Source organism: Microcoleus sp. AS-A8 (assembly GCA_039962225.1).
Taxonomy (GTDB): Bacteria; Cyanobacteriota; Cyanobacteriia; order Cyanobacteriales; family Coleofasciculaceae; genus Allocoleopsis.
This window is the reverse complement of the sequence record JAMPKV010000036.1, coordinates 1-19,963: the sequence shown is the minus strand read 5'-3', so window position 1 is coordinate 19,963 and position 19,963 is coordinate 1. Positions and strand designations below refer to the sequence as shown.

Annotated in this window: 15 protein-coding genes; 5 read left to right on the top strand and 10 right to left on the bottom strand. The window is 47.9% G+C overall.

Features of this window, described 5'->3' with window-relative positions:
- Window positions 1–451: 451 nt before the first annotated feature.
- Window positions 452–2,701 carry an ATP-binding protein gene (locus tag NDI48_29740; protein ID MEP0835348.1) on the bottom strand — a complete coding sequence of 750 codons (2,250 nt, stop codon included), beginning with the start codon at window positions 2,699–2,701 and terminating at the stop codon, window positions 452–454.
- 276 nt (window positions 2,702–2,977) lie between these two features.
- Here NDI48_29740 and NDI48_29735 point away from each other — a divergent pair, with 276 nt between their 5' ends.
- The 4 genes from NDI48_29735 to NDI48_29720 all read left to right on the top strand — a co-directional run bounded on the left by NDI48_29735 (window position 2,978) and on the right by NDI48_29720 (window position 7,789).
- Entirely contained in the window at window positions 2,978–4,150 is a 1,173-nt protein-coding gene (locus tag NDI48_29735; GenBank protein ID MEP0835347.1) for a HetZ-related protein 2, read from the top strand.
- A 177-nt stretch (window positions 4,151–4,327) separates the two neighbouring features.
- Window positions 4,328–5,560, top strand: a complete 1,233-nt coding sequence (locus tag NDI48_29730; protein MEP0835346.1) for a hypothetical protein — start codon at window positions 4,328–4,330, stop codon at window positions 5,558–5,560.
- A gap of 446 nt (window positions 5,561–6,006) precedes the next feature.
- Window positions 6,007–6,720 (top strand): (2Fe-2S) ferredoxin domain-containing protein, encoded by a 714-nt coding sequence (locus NDI48_29725; protein ID MEP0835345.1) that lies wholly within the window; start codon window positions 6,007–6,009, stop codon window positions 6,718–6,720.
- 37 nt (window positions 6,721–6,757) lie between these two features.
- Window positions 6,758–7,789 (top strand): S-layer homology domain-containing protein, encoded by a 1,032-nt coding sequence (locus NDI48_29720; GenBank protein MEP0835344.1) that lies wholly within the window; start codon window positions 6,758–6,760, stop codon window positions 7,787–7,789.
- A gap of 193 nt (window positions 7,790–7,982) precedes the next feature.
- On the opposite strand, the gene NDI48_29715 is transcribed toward NDI48_29720, so the two are convergent.
- The 4 genes from NDI48_29715 to NDI48_29700 form a co-directional block, all read right to left on the bottom strand.
- Window positions 7,983–8,423: a CAAD domain-containing protein gene (locus NDI48_29715; protein ID MEP0835343.1), complete on the bottom strand. Its 441-nt coding sequence runs from the start codon at window positions 8,421–8,423 to the stop codon at window positions 7,983–7,985.
- Window positions 8,424–8,677: 254 nt separating this feature from the next.
- A complete protein-coding gene (locus NDI48_29710) occupies window positions 8,678–9,760 on the bottom strand; it encodes a tetratricopeptide repeat protein (protein MEP0835342.1) in 1,083 nt (360 codons plus the stop codon).
- 616 nt (window positions 9,761–10,376) lie between these two features.
- Complete coding sequence (locus tag NDI48_29705) at window positions 10,377–11,249, bottom strand: 6-carboxytetrahydropterin synthase (protein MEP0835341.1); 873 nt, start codon at window positions 11,247–11,249, stop codon at window positions 10,377–10,379.
- Window positions 11,250–11,383: 134 nt separating this feature from the next.
- Window positions 11,384–12,094, bottom strand: a complete 711-nt coding sequence (locus NDI48_29700; protein ID MEP0835340.1) for a J domain-containing protein — start codon at window positions 12,092–12,094, stop codon at window positions 11,384–11,386.
- Between the two features lie 1,002 nt (window positions 12,095–13,096).
- Here NDI48_29700 and NDI48_29695 point away from each other — a divergent pair.
- Window positions 13,097–14,686 carry a calcium-binding protein gene (locus tag NDI48_29695; protein ID MEP0835339.1) on the top strand — a complete coding sequence of 530 codons (1,590 nt, stop codon included), beginning with the start codon at window positions 13,097–13,099 and terminating at the stop codon, window positions 14,684–14,686.
- 420 nt (window positions 14,687–15,106) lie between these two features.
- Here NDI48_29695 and cysK read toward each other — a convergent pair whose 3' ends face one another.
- The 5 genes from cysK to NDI48_29670 form a co-directional block, all read right to left on the bottom strand.
- Window positions 15,107–16,069 carry a cysteine synthase A gene (gene cysK, locus NDI48_29690; protein MEP0835338.1) on the bottom strand — a complete coding sequence of 321 codons (963 nt, stop codon included), beginning with the start codon at window positions 16,067–16,069 and terminating at the stop codon, window positions 15,107–15,109.
- A gap of 169 nt (window positions 16,070–16,238) precedes the next feature.
- On the bottom strand, window positions 16,239–16,676 hold the full coding sequence (locus NDI48_29685) for an Rrf2 family transcriptional regulator (GenBank protein MEP0835337.1): 438 nt from the start codon (window positions 16,674–16,676) through the stop codon (window positions 16,239–16,241).
- Window positions 16,677–16,830: 154 nt separating this feature from the next.
- Window positions 16,831–18,852, bottom strand: a complete 2,022-nt coding sequence (locus NDI48_29680) for an iron uptake porin (protein ID MEP0835336.1) — start codon at window positions 18,850–18,852, stop codon at window positions 16,831–16,833.
- Window positions 18,853–19,109: 257 nt separating this feature from the next.
- Window positions 19,110–19,388, bottom strand: coding sequence for a 4a-hydroxytetrahydrobiopterin dehydratase (locus NDI48_29675; protein ID MEP0835335.1), 279 nt, complete (start codon window positions 19,386–19,388; stop codon window positions 19,110–19,112).
- Between the two features lie 462 nt (window positions 19,389–19,850).
- Window positions 19,851–19,963, bottom strand: a 113-nt coding sequence (locus NDI48_29670) for a photosystem II protein D2 (GenBank protein ID MEP0835334.1), incomplete at its 5' end; no start/stop codon positions are given.

Sequence of the window (19,963 nt, the reverse complement as noted above, 5' to 3'; positions counted from 1 at the left end):
TCTAGCGATTTTGACGGGTGGTGAGACCTAATTTTTCATTACTGCATCACCCTGATACTAATATATCTACCCGTCAGAACCCGTGTTGTGAATAACTAATTCACTCAAATTATGAGCAAAATGTAAATATTTATTTATTTCATTGAACCATACAAGCTGAGCGATTCCCATCTACCACCAGGGCTATTCCCATGTACTTAGAACAGGGGTTGAATGGATTCATTTCGGCTCTCTCTCCTCCGGCTCAATTTATAACTTCCAATTGCTATTTGATACGTAAGACCTCTATAGAATTTTGACCGCCAATATGTCAACACAAGGATGACAATCTCAGACACCATTGCAGTCAAATGTAGTAATTTTTTTCTCTCATCTCCCTATCTCCCCATCCAACGGCTCTACTATCTTTGAACGCCACTCGGTATCACCTCTTGTGTTCCCTTTGCTATGTTCAATCTAGGGGCTCTGAATCTAAAATCTCAGCCTCAACAAAAGAGCGAACTGTATTAATGAGTTTTTCCAAGTCCAAAGGCTTGCTCAAGTAGTCATCAGCACCCGCGCTGAGGCAGCGCTCGCGATCGCCTGCCATCGCCATTGCCGTAACCGCAATCACTGGCACATTCTGCCACAGGGGATGAGCTTTCAATTGACGAATCAACTCAAATCCATCAACCCCCGGCAGTTGGATATCCATTAAAATCAGATGGGGTAGAGACTCAGGTGTGACCCATGCAGACGACAACCTCTCCAGCATCATCTGACCCTCCTGTATCCAATCAACGGCATAACCTTCGAGTTCCAGCGCTTCAGACAGCAACATCTGATTAAACGGCTGATCTTCCACTACCAAGATGCGTTTGGCATCTGTTCGGGGGTGTGCAGGGTTGAGCGAGGAAGCAGCAGACGTTTTGCCCTCACTCCCTCTCCTGTTCACCTGTTGATTAGAGCGCATTTCAGTCAACGGTAGCCAGACGCGAAATGTACTACCCTGGTTTTCTCGCGATTCTACCGAAACCGTACCCCCGTGTAGTTCCGCTAGCCGCTTGGTCAGTGCAAGTCCCAAACCCGTGCCTTCGTGACGCCGTGCTAAGGACGAATCGATCTGCTGGAACGGTCGAAATAACAAGTGTAGCTTGTCTTGGGCAATGCCAATGCCATTGTCAGCAACTTCTAAGCACAAATACGGAGTACTGCAATTAATCGGGCTGCGATCGGGTCGAAATTCCTGCTTGAGCTGGCACCCATAGGCAAGCCGTCCCCCCAGCTTGATGGTTCCTCCCTCCGGAGTAAACTTAATCGCATTGGAGAGGAGGTTAATCAACATTTGGCGGACACGACGCTCATCCAAAAATACCTCCTGGAGGCGGCAATCCAGTTCCAGTGATACAGCGAGTCGTTTTTTCTCAGCACGAGGCTGAATCATTTTCAGACAGGGGTTACATAGCTCGTGCATCAAAACGGGTGCCAATTCCAAGTCAGCTTTACCTGCTTCAATTTTCGATAAATCGAGAATATCGTTAATCAGTTGCAACAGGTGCTGACCACTTCTTTCAATGGCTTGAACGTGGAGCAGTTGCCGAGACGATAGGGTACCGACTCTCTGTCGTTGCAACAAATCCGAAAATCCCAAAATACTGTTGAGGGGTGTCCGCAGTTCGTGGGACATGGAGGCGAGGAATTCTGATTTAAGTCGAGACGCTCGTTCTAAATGCTCATTGGCTCGGCGCAGGTGTTCTTGAGCTTGGGCACGTTCAATGGCAACACCTAAAGTACGGCAAGCGGCTAACAGGATATCTTGTTGGGGAGCTTCCTGAAGTTTTTGTTGAGATCGAGATTCCAGAGTCAGGACACCAATGATTTTGCCCGTGCCACTGGGAATCGGGAAAATGCCCAGTTGACCAATCCCTGGGTGGCGAAAAGCGTCAACCGCTTGAGGGTGATTGGAATAATCTTCAACGAATAAAGGCGCACCGCTTTCTACAACTTGCCAAAGTAAGCCTTGTCCGTAGGGGATACCTCGCTTCAGTACGGCTTCCATCTCGCTCACGATTGGTGTGCCGTAGCAGGCAATAAACTCAGACGAAACCCGATGGGTAAGAGTATTGGCAAGAGCGTCTCGCCCTTGACCCATAATCACCTTAACATCCCCGAAAGCGGCACTGGTTGTTTCCACCAGGTAAGTCAGGGCAAACTCACCAATCTCCCGCAACTCACTGGCGGGTTGCAGCCGTTCAGTTAGTCCTTGCAAAAATCTTAAGCGCTTGATTTCGGCATTTAAACTCATCTGCATGAGCATAGCTTCCCGTCGGGCTTGCTCTTTAACCGTGACATCCCGAAACGTCAACAAGTGTCCGCCTGTAGCGGTGACGGTGACTTTGATTTCCAGATGAATGCCATTGGCCTGTTCTAGGGAAAAAGAGACGTTTTCAGCCGTGGTTTTTTGTAATGTAGACTGAAGCTGTTCCGATTGCGGAGTAGACCAGTAGCCGTGAGCCACAATCCGATCGCATACGTCCTGAAACAGAGGTTTTTCGCTTAGCCAGTCAGCAGAGAATCCCCATAGTTGGGTGAATTGTTGATTAAATAAAATCAACTGGTGTGACGGGTCAATTAAGGCGAGCGCATTGTCTATCTGGTTGAGAATTAGTTGTTGCTCCTCCTTCAACCGTTGTAAATCCCACTCAATTTTCTCAGGTTGCATAAAATTTATCGGTGTTAGTGAGAGCTATAGTAGGAGGCTTTCTTGAGGTTACAAACTTTAACAATTACCTCCTGTGAGCCATCGGTTTGCCTGTTGTGATCTGGGTCACTAAAAGAGAAGATCTGAGTCTCACTCGCCAGTGTTATTCATCAGGGTGCCAATGTGATGGATGGAGCTAGGGGCGAGAAGCGCGATCACTTCTTCCTATAGGTAGATATGTTCCAATAAAGAGCAGCCGACGCACAAACAACTTGAGTGCAGTAAAAAAGGATTGTCATGCAAACTTTAGAGAGAGGGTTTGAGGAGCGCAATCTCATGACCAAGTTGGCGGAAAAACTGGAGCAAGAGTGGCGATCGCGTCTATTGAGCGATTACCCCGATCAAAGCCCAACGACCCGCCAAAGCATCATACGGTGGTTATTGGGGGAGAACCCAGAGCGGTTTGACACCCTAATGCCCAACCAATTGGAGATTGCCAAACAGGCGATGGACTATCGCTACCGGATTTTATGTCAGCGTTACTTGGGCGTAGAACCGGAACGAGCCTATCGCCATTTAACAACTCGATTAGCTGGGTTGGTTACATTACGCAATAAAATCCGCACTTGGGTGTCCCTGAGTCGCGATCGGCAACGAGCGGTGGTCGATGTTTTACAAGAAGTTATTCAAGAATTGTTAAATAGCGATCGCTATATCCAAAAACAAATTACCTGGATTGCTGAGTGTACGCAAGACCTGCGTCTTCGGGACGCTTTATTGCTTACCAGCATTGAGGAATATTGCCTACGTCCGATTCGGAATCAACCGCTACTGGTTTATAGATTTGTTAATTTCTTGAGAAGGTCACAGCGCGGGGGTATGACCCATATCCCCGAAGGTGACAAAGTGCGGCTAGTATCGGAAGAAGTGACCCCAGAAGATACGGATTCACCCGTGAGTCTGTTGGACAACCAAGCTGTCACCCAATATCAAGAAGGTCAAGCTTGGGAAGAGCAACAGATGCTGCGGCAGTCTGTACGTCAAGAATTTGAAGCCTACTTGACAGAAAACCTAGGTCCAGAGGCAGGACAATGGCTTCAGCTCTACCTCCAGGGTAAGTCTCAAGAGGCGATCGCCAAAGCGTTAAATAAGCCAGTCAAGGAAATTTATCGGCTGCGGGAAAAAATTAGCTACCATGCGATTCGGGTTTTTTCCATTAAAGCGAAGCCGGAATTAGTCGCTAACTGGCTGGAATCATCTCTACAAGAGCATAACTTAGGGCTAACGCCAAGGCAGTGGCAAGAATTGTTGGAAAACTTAACACCAGAGCAGCGCCAGTTACTGGAACAACGGAAAGCCGGGAAATCGTTAGAAGCGATCGCGAAAGACTTAAACTGGAAAGTAAACCAGGTAATAGGGGAATGGAGTAAACTTTATTTGGCAGCTCAAGCTCTACGAAGCGCTCCCTAAACCAAGGGTAAGTGGTCAGGTAGCTCTTCAGCCTCAGTATTTACCCATAACTCTCTCAAGAAGAAAGCTCAGTAGGGCCAAAGGGTGGTTTTTCTACCCAAACCCTCACTGAAAATTCTCATTTTTGGCGCTTTTGGGGCATCTCAATCAGTCGCTACTCAGGTTGGAAAAATTTTTATGGTGCCCTCACCCAGCAACCCAGGCCAACTCAAAAGTCCTTCTTCAGATACGCCCTCGACTCAGGCGTCAGATCTTTCTGGTTTTCAGACTGACCAAATGTTTCGCCTGATTGATAGTATTTTGCCGTTTGAAGCTTGCCTCTACTATCAATTTTTGCCCGTTGCTCTCGAAGGGAAGTACCTGAGGCTAGCGATGGTAGCGCCTCAAGACTCTTCTGCCCTTGATTATGTGCGTCGTATCCTTGCCTACTTAAATTGTTCGCTCAAAACAGAACCGATTACTCCAGAGGCTCATCAGTCACTTTTGTCGGCTTACTTGAATCATACCCATCGCTCTGAATCTCTCCGCCAGCAGGTGTCCGAGCATCAAGAGAAAACGACTCAACCCCCAATCCTGACTCAGAGCGATTCTGATTCTCAGCATTCTGAGAGTATACTGGGTCCTCACGGCGATAATGGAGTCGCTTCAACACCCTCATCACCGCCACTTTTCGACAACACTCCCTTCTGTTCCAGCCCAACTCCAAGGTCAGAATTATCCAGCGACTTACCCCCGGAAACCCCGCCGACTACCGCCGTCACATCGGTACCTAAAATGTCACCGTCGGATGAGGCTGTTTTGCCACTGGAAGTCAAAGCGATTCATCTAGCTCGTTCGATCGAATATGTTGCCACATTACCACCTCCGCAATTATTACAAGAGTTGTTGGGTCGAGTCCTCATCGGTGGAATTGGTCGGCTTTACTTTGAACGCCAATCCGAGCAAGGTCGTATCCTTTGGAGTCAAGATGGTGTGTTGCAGTCTGTCTTAGAAGGATTAGCCTTGACGGTGTTTCAAGGCTTAATTATCGAACTCAAGCGTATCTTCAACTTACCGTTGCTGCCTGTGGTGCAATCCAAGCAGGTAGAAATTGAACGACGTTATCAACAAGAATGTTTGCTGCTGCGATTACGGGTGATGCCCGGTACCCACGGAGAAGAAGCCACATTGCAGGTATTGCGCGGAGTGGCTTTGAAATTTTACCAGCGCCAACAATTAGAAAAACTGGGTGAGGATGCCCTGAACCTGGCTCAACAGCTACAACGAAAGCTACACGAAATTCGCGATCGCTCTTACCGTTGTCCCCTCCCTCTAGAAACGCTACCAGCACTGAATCAGCAGCTACGAGGGTTAGATAAACAGCTCGAAGCGCTTGCTGAGTTGCAAATGAATCAGAACTCTGACCGTTGAAGGGAGTGGTAATCCAGGGGTAATTTCATCCTTCATACCTGATACTTCCGTTGACTCTCCTTGTTCAAAAGAATTATTTATAAGGGAACCCACTGTTCCGGAGATATGGCTGGCCTCGTCAGGAGGCTATGAAGCCTTGAAAATCAAAGGTTTTAGCGGTTAACACTGACCCCAAAAGTTAACCAATAAGAAAAATCTAAGTTCAAATAGATGACATTCTTTATCAATTAGGTTAGTTTGAGTTTAATAACTCAGATCTTGCTCCTGCATCCTCAATGGTCCGGAATATAGATTTTCCGTCTCATCGCTCAGGTTCACTCCAGTGGACTTGTCTATTAACTCAAGGGAACTTGACTAGGACTTTAGCGATTATCGAGGGATTGTGGTCCCTTAGCGACTGATGGGGCAAGTGCAAGCTCTCAGATAAACGAAGTTAGGATTTAGGCGTGATTAAATTTATTAAAGAGGGGAAAGGATCACCGTTCTATCTAGAGGGGCGGTTCATCGGTTTTGTCGGTGACGTTGAGGAAAGACCCAAACGCATACGGGTAGCGACGGCTGAAGGAGAACGTTATATCAAGCTTTCCAAAGAGCTGCGCTACTCCATGCGTGGAGTACTTCAACCCGGAGACTGGATCGAACTTTTTGGTGAACTGAAGCTGAAAGACAAAACGGGTGAACTGAAGCTAAAAGCCTCTCGCCTAAAAGTAACGGCTCCTGCCCTAAAAGGTCTGGTTAATGAGGATACGGAGAAACCCGGAGCTTTAGCCAAAAGAGGCGGGGAAACGCATAATTCTTCAGCCAACTCCTCCTCATCCTCTTCTTCCCCATCTCTAAATCACACGCCACCGATGGCTGCGCCTAAAGGCAAAGCCTGTGTCATGGTTTGCCAAAAATCCTCCTGCCGCAAGCGAGGTGCGGATAAGGTGTGTCAAGCGCTGACGGAGTCTTTGCACGATCATGGATTAGAAGATCAGGTCGCGATTAAAGGCACTGGCTGCATGAAGCAGTGTAAACAAGGGCCTTGTGTCGTGGTTATGCCGGATAAGTCCCGTTACACCGGTCTGGCTCCTCAAGAAATTCCGAAGCTTGTGGAGAAGCATTTTGCCGCTAAACTAAAACCAGAAGGGAGTAAACCACAATTATCTCCCGTCTCTTAATTGAATTATAAGACCGCCTTAGAGAGGGAAAGTGCCGATGACCAACGTACCTCCACCCGATCCAGACTCGTCTCGACTCGGTTTTGATGAGTTGCTAGGCATAGTGATTGCCTTCGCTACCATCGGCACCATTCTCGCTGTAACGCTAGGTCAAAGGGACAAAGGATTCAACCTCGGTCGATTCCTCAATTCCGAAGCCAGAGATCCGACGGCAAGCCCAATCGGGGTAATACCTCTCCCCCAACAAACCCCTGTACCAACGGCAAGCCCAGAAGCAACATCCTTGCCCAGACAGGAAGACATCGCGCCGTCTCCCTCTCCTACATCGAGTACACAGCGACTCGCTGCACCCGTACCGACTCCACAAAAAGTCCCCGCAGACGCACCTAAGGCAGTAACTACAACTGTCCCGCTCATCGTGCCCGCAGCCCCAAACGCTGAAGCGTCCCCTACACCGACGCCGGCGACGACGGCAACACCGAGCAAGTTTACCGACGTACCCCAAGATTTATGGGCGCGTCCTTACATCGAAGCTTTAGCCTCACAGGGGGTTGTGAGTGGTTTCCCGGATGGCACATTTAAGCCGGGTGGCGCTATTACGCGGGCAGAATTTGCGGCCTTATTGCAGAAAGCCTTTGAGCAACAACCCACATCAACGGCACCGAACTATAAGGATGTGCCGACTAACCATTGGGCATTGCCAGCCATTGAGCAATCGGTCAAAACGGGTTTTTTGCGAGGGTATCCCAACAATATTTTTCGACCCAACCAACCCATCTCCAAGGTACAATCCATCGTGGCGCTAGCAAATGGTTTAGGGTTGAAGCCGACTACAGTGGGTCAAGACGTACTCAAGACTTATCAGGATGGCAATCGAATTCCTAACTACGCCAAAGCCCCGGTTAGTGCAGCTACGACATCGGAGCTTGTGATCAATTATCCCAGTCCTAAGATACTCAACCCCAATCGCAACGTCTCTCGTGCAGAAGTGGCGGCATTGGTTTACCAAAGCATGGTTCAATCCGGTAAGGTGAAGGCGCTTCCTTCTAAGTACATTGTTAAGCCGTAGAGGTTATGGCGATAAGCAGACTGAAGCTGACCTGGCATCAGTCTGCTTATAAATTTTGGAAAAACCAACTCTCATCTATTAGGAAACTAGAGGAGAGTTGAAGGGATTATTGGCTTTCCAGGAAGTATTGACCCACTACTGGTACTTGTTGGCTGGAAACTCTCTTCTGGAAGATGAGGAAGAGCAACTCAGCTTATTCTTTGCCCACTACTTGACCTTTGAGCGCTGTAAATTCGTCTGCTAGCTCTTTGCGGGTCTCTACTTTCAGGAGATAGCGGTTGACAAACCAGGCGGTATATCCAATCCCCACGAGTTCAAAAATAGGTGCCAATAGCGGAATATCATTGATGGCATCGAGTACCGCTAACGTTACCTTAACGCTAATACCACCCGTTACGATAATCCCTACGGTGAGCAGTGGTTTTTGGTAACTCGAAAAAAAATCGCCTACATAATCGGGTAGTCTTGACAAAAATTCAGAAGCGGTTTGCACCCATTCCTGCCATGCCTGGTCGGTTGATGGCGAAGGAGCCGGAGGCTTGATAAGCGCCCCTGGTTGGTCAACGTTTACGTCTACTTTGAGGTCTTGTGCCTCAGCGGCTACAGCCTCTTCGGATTGTTGCATAGGTTCCATATTTCCTCCACCGTTATCTTAAGTACGACATTTTATCGTTTGGGCGAGACATCTGGGTACAATTACAGGCTGACTAACTTTTGTTCATTTAAGCAAAAGTTGTCCAAAGTCTTGTTAAATGACAGGATGCCTCTGTCAATAGTATCTGATCTCCGGACTCCGAATGAAGAGCTGTGAGACATCTACCGTCAGCGAGGAAGGAATCAAGCTACAGAGAAATCAGGGTGTTGACTTGACCTATAGTTCCCTCGTTTTTAGCGATCGCCCATGGCTAAACTCTGCTCATGGTACTCCATCACTTTGGCATAGTCTCCCAGAGCGTAGCAGGCAGTTGTCAGACTACTTAACGCCTGTTTTTCCACCCTCTGATCAGGGATAGAACGTGCCACCTTTAAACGTTGTTCATAGTACTCAATGGCTTGGGCGTAATCACCCAGAGCATCGAAGGCGACGCCTAAGCTGCCGAGTGATTGTTCTTGTGCGCGGCAATCACCGAGTTTCCGTGCCGTCACAAGCCTAGCTCGACCATACTCAATCGCTTGAGGATAATCTCCCAGAGCATAGCAAGCGTAACTAAGATTTTTGAGAATCTGCCCTTCTATGCGCTGATCCCCCAATTCTCTGGCGATTGTCAGACGCTGCTCATAATACTGAATCGCTTGAGCAAAATCCCCCATCGCGTAGAAGGCATTTCCCAGATTTCTCAAAATCTGCTCAGTGGCTTGAAGGTCATTCAGTGTCTGTACAACACTCAAACCCTTCTTCTGGTAGGCGATCGCGGTCGATAAATCACCCATCGCTTTATAGGCGAGTCCCAGGTTGTTCAACGCTGCAACCTCTCCTGCACGGTCTTGGAGTTCCCGCATAATGGTCAAGCTTTGTTGACCCTGTTCAATGGCTTTAACCGAATCACCCATGTGACGGTAGCAATTTCCCAGGAGTCCCAGTACCTGTCCTTCTAGATGCGGATCTGAGATTTCTAGTGCAATCGCTAAACTGCTGTTAGCATACTCCATCGATTGAGAAAAGTCTCCCATGGAGTAAACAGTCAGCGCCAAATAGCACAAAACTCTTCCTACTTTTCGTTGGTTGTGCAGTTGTGTATAAAATTTTAGGGCCTGTTGGAAAGACTCGAGTGCTGGCTCAAATTGACCCGTCTTTTGTTGCTCAACTCCCTGCTCTAGGAGCCGATCCACTTCACCGACACTAGGCATTAATATCTGTGCTAACACTTTATCCGGCCTACTTGTATTTCCTGGGGTAACCAGCATTTCGTCTAACCTCCCTACTGGACAACTCTTGCGTTCGCCGTCACAGCACAGTAGCTGGTTTTCCATAGCTTTTGCCTCTTAAACTCTTCAGGTGTCAGGCTGTGTTCTCCATTCACGCTTCTCATCACTCAGGTTTAACCCAAGCTTGAGATGGGCAAAAACCGACCTAGCTGATCATGTCAGGGGCTATTCATATAACAGCTAAGAGATTCTGGGTCAGTCAGAGATGAAAAATCTAATTATTCCTGCGATTTTTCCGTCTTACCTTCTCTTCTCGGCTGCGTTTATAGAATTTTTTTGACCTCTTATCCAATTAAACCTATGTTTTTTGAAACTGACCAACTGAGTTTAAAAAGTCAAAGTTCCATCTCTAGATTTTTGGTAATGAGTCAGTGTCGGTTTTGATGGTACTAGTAGCCATACACCCTGAATAGTTATAAATTGTTGTGCATTTAAGCCAGGGAGTTCGGTTTCCGCCTGTTCCTTGGGGGATGGGCAGCCTGCCCGTCCAAGCGATGCAATGTTTTATGCCGATTAGCTGAGCAAGCGGTCTATTTGGAGGATTGGTTCCTGACCCCTCCAAACTATAACATCAGTAATTTTCTTCCCCTCCTCACCCAAAAGCCGATATTCCGCTTACCTACGGGAAGAGACGGGAATTTTGGGAGGTTACTAATGTTCTTTAAATAGACGTCACAAGAGGTTGACTTTCTTGTGAGAGCGCTGAAGATGTTGTGGATTGGGAGCAGTAGACTTCGCAGGAATTATTCGGGCTTTCAATTAATTTGACTTTATAGAGTTGAGCACCCAAGTCCTGAATCGGCTGTTGCAACAACTGACGGATATGAACCGCAATATTTTCCGCTGTAGGCACAACGTGGGTGAAGTAAGGAATATCTTTGTTGAGGAACGTATGGTCAAACGGCTCAACGACATAGTCTTCAACGACTTTGTGCAAAGCACCTAAATCGACAATCATGCCAGTATGGGGGTCAATTTCACCCTTGACGGTTACTTCTAGGTGGTAGTTATGTCCGTGACCGTTGGGACGAGCGCATTTGCCGTAAATTTCGCTGTTTTCTTCGTAACTTAAGTCAGGATGAGCGAGTCGGTGAGCCGCGCTAAAGTGAGTACTGATAGTTAGATATGCTTCCATGGCGTTTCCTTGATAGTCAGCCCAAAGTTCTGGATGTTCAAATAGCTGAATACGCACAATGGGCAAGTGAGGAGCCAATCGCTGCCAAATGACCCGTGCAATATTTTCGGTTGTGGGTAGGGTTTGTTGAAATTCTGGCCAAATCTGATTGAGATAAGCATAGTCCAGTTGGCTGGTGACTTCCCGTTTAATCACCTTTTTGACTTCTGACAAGTTTTGCACCATGCCATACTCATCTATCTCACCCACTAAGGAAACAAATAGGACATAGTTATGTCCGTGTCCTGGAAACCGGGAGCCTAAACCAAATTGCTGACTGTTTTCGGCTTCGCTCAGCTCTGGCAAGCAGTATCGGTGACTTGCTGAAAACTGAGCGCGACGGTTAATGATGCATTCCATTCGATCACTGATGAATCAGAGTATGTAAAGTTCCGTAAACGGGAGCTGTTTCCAGGATAAACGAATTTTGGTGGTTAGGAACAATGAAGTCTGAAGTATGAACAATCAAGTTTAAATTTTTTATCCTTGAGCCTTCATACTTTTTGAGCCAAGTCTCTGACAGCGTCTTGAGCTTCATAGTGTAAACCTGTCGCAATTCTAAACAGTTCCTGACCCACATGTAGGTAGTGGTCATCGTAATTGAGGGTAAAAAAGTTTAACTCTTCAATTCCATCCCCTAACTGATTAAGACAGTAGTAGAGACTAGCAGCTGCACCAGCCACAGTTGGGGGATTAGGTTGAGAACGAAAGGTGAGCTGAGCTTGCTTGAGGTAGTGACGACACTGTTCTAGATAAGCCTGAAAATTCGCCATGAGTTCGTCATCAAACGGGTCAGCGGCGAGTTCATCGACTTGGGCGTCTAAAGGTCTAAGAATGAGGCGAATCAAGCGGGTAACCGGTTTATAGACTAGCTGCAACCACTGGCTAAGCTGGAAATCGGCCTCTTGTGCGGTTTGCCGATGACGCTGGTAGTTTTGTTGGGCATCGGCTGTCCGTTGTTGCCGATTCCGGTATTGAATTGGAGACGGCCAGGAGAACAGTTGTTCGTCGTAAGCTCGGCGGCGCGTTGGGTCACTCAGCACTTCGTAAGCCGCATTTACTTCTATGATTTTATCGGGGTCAGCGGTTTCGCTCTTGCTGTCTGGGTGAAATAGCTTAGCTAGACGCCGATAAGCTTGTTTAATCTCTGCTGATGTGGCTTGAGAGCTGATATTGAGAGTTTTGTAGTGATTGGATTCTGACATTGGTAGGGTCGAAAAGAAAAAGAGTGTAAAGGTTGAGGGTTAACACCTAGCAAAGTTTTATAGGCTGCTTGTTTGTTCCAACATTCAAGTTAGCGCATCTATATGGATTGCTCCCCCTGATTGCCATGTTCGGCCCCAGTGACTTATGTTCCAAACCAATGGCTTTATCTCATCGGATAGCATTCGCTCTTTTGTGTTTCTCAACTGCTGAGTGGAACTAAGGAGAAGAAGCCAATTAAACAATGTCATCTCGTAGATCGGGTTGAGGCACATAGGCGTAGCCTTGCCGCCGGGTAATCCAACATGGGTCAAGGTTTGATGGGTTTTGCTATCGCTCTACCCATCCTATAAGAAGTAAGGTCTCTCTACTTAGCTCAAGAGATATAGACACCTAGCCGCTAGGGAGCATCCGTTTTTCGTTTTTGTATAAAGAGCAAACCCCCCACTCGACGCGTCTCCTCGTATGAGATCCCGTTAATAAGGAGAGGGCATAAGAGTGATGTCCCCCCAAGACATCGGGGGGATTAAGGGGGTGAAAAATGTGAATTGACAAATTCGGGATGCTCCCTAGCCGCATTGGCTAAAGCAGTTTTTCCAACTTGAATATTTCTTTCAAACCGATGCTAGTTTGTCTATCAGCAAGTGCATAAGTGCGATAATTATATAAGAAAATAAAATAGTTACATCTATCTAGAGCATGATTCTGAGTCAATCAAGGCTTATTCTCGGCGATCCCTGTTTCCTCCCCCAGCAACTGCATAAGGGGTATCCGCTCAAGAGATATAGACAGACAGCATCGACTACAGGAGTTTCCCAACCTAGAAGGTAGATTCAACAGTGATAGCTCTTTCCTCTCCCGCTAAGTGCATAAGGGGTACTACCCCAAGAGATATAGACAGGCAGCGGAATCTACTCAAAAGATTTTCCCGTTGATCAAGGCTAACTCTCAGCCGCATTTTTGTAAACTTCTGACCGCAAGTTGAAATTTAGGAGCAACAGATAATGGCGATAGTTCTTGGAACGGTTTTCAGTGACAGCTTACTAGGTGGCGCTGGTAACGACTTCCTTGCTGGCTACGAGGGTAGCGACACTTTATATGGCGGTGTAGGATTTGATACCCTGATCGGTGGGGATGGGGCCGACTCTCTCGATGGCGCTAGTCCGGGTTCCCTGACTGACAACGATAACTATCTCGATGGCGGGAGTGGGGATGACATCCTAATAGGGAACGCTGGCAATGACATCATGATAGGGGATGATGGTAGCGATACCATCATTGACTTCGGCGGCGGCACTAATGTTCTTGATGGCGGCGCTGGACGTGACTATCTGGAGGGTGGCATTAACAATGATTTCCTACAAGGCGGTACGGGTCGCGACACTCTATATGGCGGGTTAGGATTTGACACCTTGATTGGTGGGGATGGGGACGACTATCTTGATGGCTACATAGTAGGTTTCTACGGAGACACTGGCGATAACTATCTAGATGGCGGTGCTGGAGAGGACACTCTGGTAGGAGGTGTTGCCAATGACATCATAATAGGGGGTGATGGTAACGATCTGATATCTGATGTTGGTGGTAATAATCTTCTCGATGGTGGTAATGGTACTGACTTCATCGCAGGCGGTGTTGTAGGCAGCGACACCATTTATGGTGGCTTTGGCGCTGACATTCTGCTGGGTTTTGCTGGGGACGATATCATTTGGGGCGGTTCCTCGACGTTCTTCGACGCCAGTGATAACTATTTCGACGGCGGTGATGGGAGTGACACCCTAATCGGTGGCTCTGGCGACGAAGACATGTATGGTGGTTTTGGAGGTGACCTCATACTCGGACAGGGTGGGAGCGACTATATCTTTACCGGGACCTCAGCGGGTGAGTATGACTTCACCAATAACTATGTTGAAGCGGGTTCTGGGGACGATATCGCCATCGGCGGTTTTGGCAACGACACTATCTTTGGCAATGAAGGTGACGATATTGTCTCTGACATCGGTGGTAATAATTACCTGGATGGCGACTCTGGAAACGATCTTGTCGCGGGTGGTATCGGTAACGACATCATGTATGGTGGCTTTGGCGCTGACCTGGTGCAGGGTTATGGTGGAGACGACACGATCTATGGCGGCTCTCAAACTAACTTTGGCTTCAATCAGGATACTCTCGACGGTGGCAGTGGAGATGACGATATCATAGGCGGTTATGGTGACGACAGCATCCTTGGCGGTACTGGTAACGATTTCCTTGCTGGCATAGGAGGGTATGACACCGTTGTCGGTGGTTCAGGAGCTGATGACTTCTTCCTGGGTGGTGCTGGAATAGTCGATTACCTAGGAGCTGGCTACGCTACTATTACAGACTGGAATCCCTTCGAGGGCGATCGGATTTTTGTCGAAGCGGCTTCATTCAATGCCGGTCTCTACCAGTTTAGAGTTGCAGATCTTGGGGTTGGCAGTTCTTCGATTCTTGAAACCGAAATTCTCTGGCAGGGTGACACAGTTGGTGTCGTAGCAGACTCGGCTGACTTATTTGTGAGCTATTTCTTTAGCGTTAGTGCTCTGAGCAATGTGGTAGTAGTTCCAGCCTAGTAAACGCACGCCTTCCCTACCTAGTCCTGGGGGCAGCCCGACGGATACCTTAGTAAAGTTAGATTTCCTGAGTCAAGCCTTCATACCAAAGAAGCCCAGCTATTATTGCTGAGCTTCTTTCTGTTGTTGTTATCAAAAATAACACCGAAGCTAACACCCCCTTTCAACTCCTTTTCAGTGTGTAGGTGGTTAGCGTGTAAGTAGCGGGTGTTTTGAACTGAAGACGAATTTAAAAATTCGTAGTTCGTAATTCGTAATTCGTAATTAATGTAAGAAAGCGGGATTTAGACCCCGCTCAAACATGAACGCCTTTTAATGCGAGGCAAGGGAGCCGTTTTTTGAATTTCTAATTACGAATTACGTAGCTTGCTAACGCGAGAGCGAGCATTCATAATTACGAATTATTTTGGTCAGTGCTATTCAGCTCATGACAGCAGGTACTCGCAGCTCTGGCTCTTGGAACAGAGGGGTGCTCAGGTAACGTTCCCCAAAGCTAGGCTGAACCATGACGATGAGCCGTCCTTCATTTTGGGGACGTTTGCCAACTTGAATGGCAGCGCAGAGGGCGGCACCTGTAGAAATGCCGGAGAGGAGTCCTTCCTCACGAGCGAGACGACGGCCATAAGCGATCGCATCATCATCGGTAACGACAATTACTTCATCGATCAGCTCAACTTTGAGAACCTCAGGAATAAAACCGGCACCAATTCCCTGAATTTTATGGGGGCCGGGACGCCCTCCCGAAAGTACTGAACTGTTGATCGGTTCGACGGCGATCGCTTGGAAACTGGGTTTGCGTTGTTTAATCACTTCCGCAACGCCAGTAATGGTGCCACCCGTACCCACTCCAGCGATCAGGAAATCTACTTGTCCTTCCGTATCCTCCCAAATTTCTTCCGCCGTCGTCTCCCGATGAATTTGGGGGTTGGCTGGGTTGTTAAACTGTTGCAGCATGTAGGCATCAGGTGTCGTCGCAACAATCTCCTGCGCCCGTTGAATACAGCCGCTCATGCCCTGAATGCCTGGAGTTAATTCTAGTTTGGCACCGTAAGCTCGCAGCATTGCCCGTCGCTCTGTGCTCATGGTGTCAGGCATGGTCAAAATGAGCTGGTAACCTTTGGCTGCCGCGGCCATCGCTAGAGCAATACCCGTATTTCCAGAAGTCGGTTCCACTAAAACCGTTTTTCCTGGAGTAATCAGCCCCTGCTTTTCTGCCGCATTGATCATGCTAGCGCCGATACGGTCTTTAACGGAGGCGGCTGGATTCATCCCTTCTAGTTTCACAACAATGCGAGCTAAACAGCCCTCTGATTGAGGGATGCGGTTTAACTGTACCAAAGGTGTCCGACCAACGAGTTCTGTAATATCTTGGGCAATACGCATGAGTGGTTAGTCTTAGTGAATAGTTGTTAGGGTTTAAGGGTCCGTAGAGGAGTTGAAAGTAGGACAAAAAAACAAAAATTTTTCAATAGCTCTGTCTCCGACCGGAGCTTTCGTGAGCAGATGAGGTCATTTCGTACTTCATACTTCACACTTGAGCTTTGACCCATGACTAAATGTAATACATGATATCGAGCTGGCGTCGGGCATCTCGCTTTTCACACAAATCTTGAAGTGTGTATTTTTGCAAGACTTCATGGGCGCGGTCGTGGACTTCCTGCCAAATTTCGCCGACGATAGCGCTTTCTATTGTTTTCGGTGGGGTATCACTTTTAGAGGCTTTAGCGTTTGAGCCTTCTAGGCAGTTAATCACATCTAAAAGCGTAATTTTCCAAGGTTCTCGCCCTAGGACATAACCTCCTTTGGCTCCTCGATGGCTACGTACTAGGCTGCCACGTCTCAATGTGGCGAGTAGCTGTTCTAAATATCGGTCAGGGATATTCTGGATAGCCGCAATCTGGCGGATTTGTAGCGGCTCACCTTCGTTGTAACAAGCCGTTAACTCCAACAACGCCAAAAGTGCATACTCGGTTTTACAGGAAAGTTCCACGGGTTCGATCACGTTTAAAAGGCATCTTTTCCAGTATACTCCGGTTCACCACCGGTGATTGCCCTATTGGGGATCAGATCAGAAAAAGCCTCGCAGATAGCGAGGCTTTAAACTCAGATGGTCATTCTTCCGCTTGAGCGGTTATATGCTTCTTTTAGAAGGTGAACGTAGTTCTGAGTGTACCGATGACGGCATCTCTTTCGTCTTCGTTTTGACCAGGAGCGGTAACCCAGATGACACCTGGAGTCACAGAGATATTATCGTTTAGCTTATATTTGTAGAACCCTTCCAAGTGCCAAACGTTATCACGAGTAAAGCCTCCAGCAGGACGCACCCCAGTACTCAGACCTCTTAAGGTCGGCTCTACACCTGCAAACAGACCTAAAACACTACCGGGTTTACCGAAGTCAGAAAAAGCAACGCCTCCACCATAAGTCCAGATGTCGCCAGTGCCCTGACCCAACAGAATTGCCTTGGTGAATGCCCCAAAACCGCTAATTGAAATATTTTCAGATAGGCGGAAGGCGGCTTGGAGTCCGTAGGAGTTACTGACAACGGGAGTAGAAGCTCGACCGGTAACTAACGCAGGTGTGTTAGCAAAGCGAGAACCTACTACAGGAAAATTACCAACACCAGCATCGAAGATAGCAGTGTTTGAATTGTGATAACCATGAACGTAGGTCGCACCAATGCCAAGGCGGTCGCCAAGATTGAAGTTAAGCTGCGCTAGAGCCGAATAGTCCCCATCAAACAAACCTGACTTCTCGTTAGGATCATTGGCACCAAAAGATCTTGTGTTGCCAAGATTACTTCCTGCGCCAGCCAAGTAACCCACCGTGAGTGTACTCGGTCCCAAGATACTCTCTAACGGCCCAACTCCAAAGCTGATCGCAGCACCAGCACCACCACCAATCCGATAGATGGGACTTTCCTGAGCAAAGGTAGAGAGGGCACCATTGCCACCATCATAATCCTCAAAGTAAGGGTTGAGCGTAGGAGCGTAGTCGCTGTGAATACCACCAGTCGCGGCCAGGTAAACCTTCGAGCTGCCAAAGTTGAAGTAGTATGCCAACCAGTCTAGGACGACATTGTTGTTACCGGTGTTACCGAAGTTAAACGTCTGTTGCCCTTCAGTTAGTAGTGTTCTGTTGCCCGCCGCGTCTTGGTTAAATGCAAATTGTGTTGCATTACCCGCCGCAAGACGAGTTACCAAGCGATCGCGACCTGTAAAGCTGGTGTTGAACGTCAAACGTACCCGGTCTTGGAATACCGTATTGTTGGAAACCCCACCCCGACTAAACTCGTCCGTGAGGGCGAAGATGGCTTCTCCCGCCAGTTTGGTGGTGGTTGAGAATTGATGGTCTTCTAGGAAAGCTACACGACCTTCGAGTTGATCAACTCGCGTTCCCAAGGTTGCCAGTTCTGTCCTGAACTCATCGACTAAGCGCTGTAGAGTTTCTAAGTCAGCTCTCGTGGCGAAATCCCCAGTCTGACCAAGCTGACGTTCGATTTGCTGTAAACAGGCGTTTAAACCAGCCGCAAACTCATAGCGAGTCATGGCTCGGTTGCCGCGAAATGTGCCGTCCGGGTATCCAGCAATACAACCGTAACGCTCTACCAAGCTACGTAGCGCTTCATAGGCCCAGTCTGTGGGTCTGACATCGCTCAGTTGGGAAACATTGGTTACCTGGTCTTGGGTCGTCGCGTTGTTACCTTCGCGGCTGTAGCGGTTGATTTGATTTAAAACGTCTGAGTTATTAGTAGGTTCTCCCGGAGCCATTTGGGCAATGGCTGGAGGTACAGCTGCTGGCGCTGGCTCTACTCCTGCCTCGTTCACTGGTGTCGGTTGGCTAGGAGTCAAAGACACTGACGAAGGCAATTCCAGGTCAGCCAGCTTTGGCTCTGCTGGAGTTGGTGTTGCGACGGTTGACAATTCTTGTTTTGGCTGAGCCTCTGGCGAAGTGATTTCCGCGGTTGGCGCGATTGCCTGAGACTGAGCTTCTGGTTTTTGAACCTCTGCGGTTTGAGGTTGAACCGCGGCTGCTGTCGCCGCTTGGCTGTCATTGGCTAGTAAGCTGTCACTACCCGCTGCACGCACTGCACCCGCTGAAACGAGCAGGGTTGCGCCTAACACAGCCGGACTAACAATTAAAGCTCTCCACAGTAATTTAGACATCTTCTCTTATCCTCACACCTTATATAGAAAGAGTTGTCTCGTCTTTAGAAAGAGTTGTCTCGTCCTTCCTTGAATTATGGTACATCGTCTGTGGTTCTTAGGCTAGACAGACTTTTTCTTGAGTTTTACCACTAATTAGTCTGGTTATACCTTAACCTGTAAGGCATCGAAGTCCAATCTATGAGGTTTTCAGTGTAGAGTTGTAGGGGTTTGCCGTAGAGTCGTAGGGCTGAGATTTAACTTTATTTTAACCCAAGTTATAAGCAAGAAATCACTTGGGCTAGTTCAAAATCCTGGGATGTCAACCCACCTGCATCATGGGTTGTCAAAGTAATCGTTATTTGGTTATAAGAAATTTCTAAGTCCGGGTGATGTCCGGCGGCTTCTGCGGGTTCGACGAGCTGATTCACAAATGCGATCGCTTCCACAAAATCCTTAAATTTTCGAGTTAGCCGCAACTTTTTTCCTTCCACTCTCCACCCTTCTAGCGGCTTGGCACGTTCTTGAATCTCTGTATCCGTGAGTAGGGAAGCCATGCTGACCTGTCTCCTGATGCTAATCAACCCAACAAAAACGTTCAGCTCTCCCCCTAAAAAAAACTATCCGCTTTCACGGAAGTGTTTAGGTTTAATCCCTCACACGTTGTGAAAGCGGTCTAGCGGGTCTTCTGATTGAAACCAGACTGCCGGAAGGAACTCCGATCCAGCTCAGTCTATCAATTAATATGATTCTCCGAAGAGAACCGAGCTGACTGTTAGAGAACAGCCCCGGCGCACAGCCGGCTAACTCCAACCAGATGACCCATGGTTTTACTACTATCTATCATGGGCATCACCTCCTATAATTTCCTATACGGTTCTGTTGCCGTAATTGACAAGGTGCCTTAGCACCTTTCATCAACATAACACAAAGAAAATTTTCTGGCCTTGCTTTCACAAAAATACCCCCACCGAGGGGTAGGGGTAGAAAGCTAACCGGAAATTCAAGTCAGCTATTGCTTACAGAGCGTTACCGCGAGGTAGAACTTCCTCAGGGAACTCAAAGTGCTCGTGGGGTTGGTCTTGAGGAGCCATCCAAGCCCGTAGACCTTCGTTCAACAGAATGTTCTTGG

Coding starts and splice junctions, on each gene's coding strand:
- NDI48_29700 (MEP0835340.1), bottom strand. CDS start 12,094: ATGTCAGAATCCAATCACTACAAAACTCTCAATATCAGCTCTCAAGCC.
- NDI48_29720 (MEP0835344.1), top strand. CDS start 6,758: ATGACCAACGTACCTCCACCCGATCCAGACTCGTCTCGACTCGGTTTT.
- NDI48_29710 (MEP0835342.1), bottom strand. CDS start 9,760: ATGGAAAACCAGCTACTGTGCTGTGACGGCGAACGCAAGAGTTGTCCA.
- NDI48_29680 (MEP0835336.1), bottom strand. CDS start 18,852: ATGTCTAAATTACTGTGGAGAGCTTTAATTGTTAGTCCGGCTGTGTTA.
- NDI48_29740 (MEP0835348.1), bottom strand. CDS start 2,701: ATGCAACCTGAGAAAATTGAGTGGGATTTACAACGGTTGAAGGAGGAG.
- NDI48_29735 (MEP0835347.1), top strand. CDS start 2,978: ATGCAAACTTTAGAGAGAGGGTTTGAGGAGCGCAATCTCATGACCAAG.
- NDI48_29695 (MEP0835339.1), top strand. CDS start 13,097: ATGGCGATAGTTCTTGGAACGGTTTTCAGTGACAGCTTACTAGGTGGC.
- NDI48_29730 (MEP0835346.1), top strand. CDS start 4,328: ATGGTGCCCTCACCCAGCAACCCAGGCCAACTCAAAAGTCCTTCTTCA.
- cysK (MEP0835338.1), bottom strand. CDS start 16,069: ATGCGTATTGCCCAAGATATTACAGAACTCGTTGGTCGGACACCTTTG.
- NDI48_29705 (MEP0835341.1), bottom strand. CDS start 11,249: ATGGAATGCATCATTAACCGTCGCGCTCAGTTTTCAGCAAGTCACCGA.
- NDI48_29675 (MEP0835335.1), bottom strand. CDS start 19,388: ATGGCTTCCCTACTCACGGATACAGAGATTCAAGAACGTGCCAAGCCG.
- NDI48_29715 (MEP0835343.1), bottom strand. CDS start 8,423: ATGGAACCTATGCAACAATCCGAAGAGGCTGTAGCCGCTGAGGCACAA.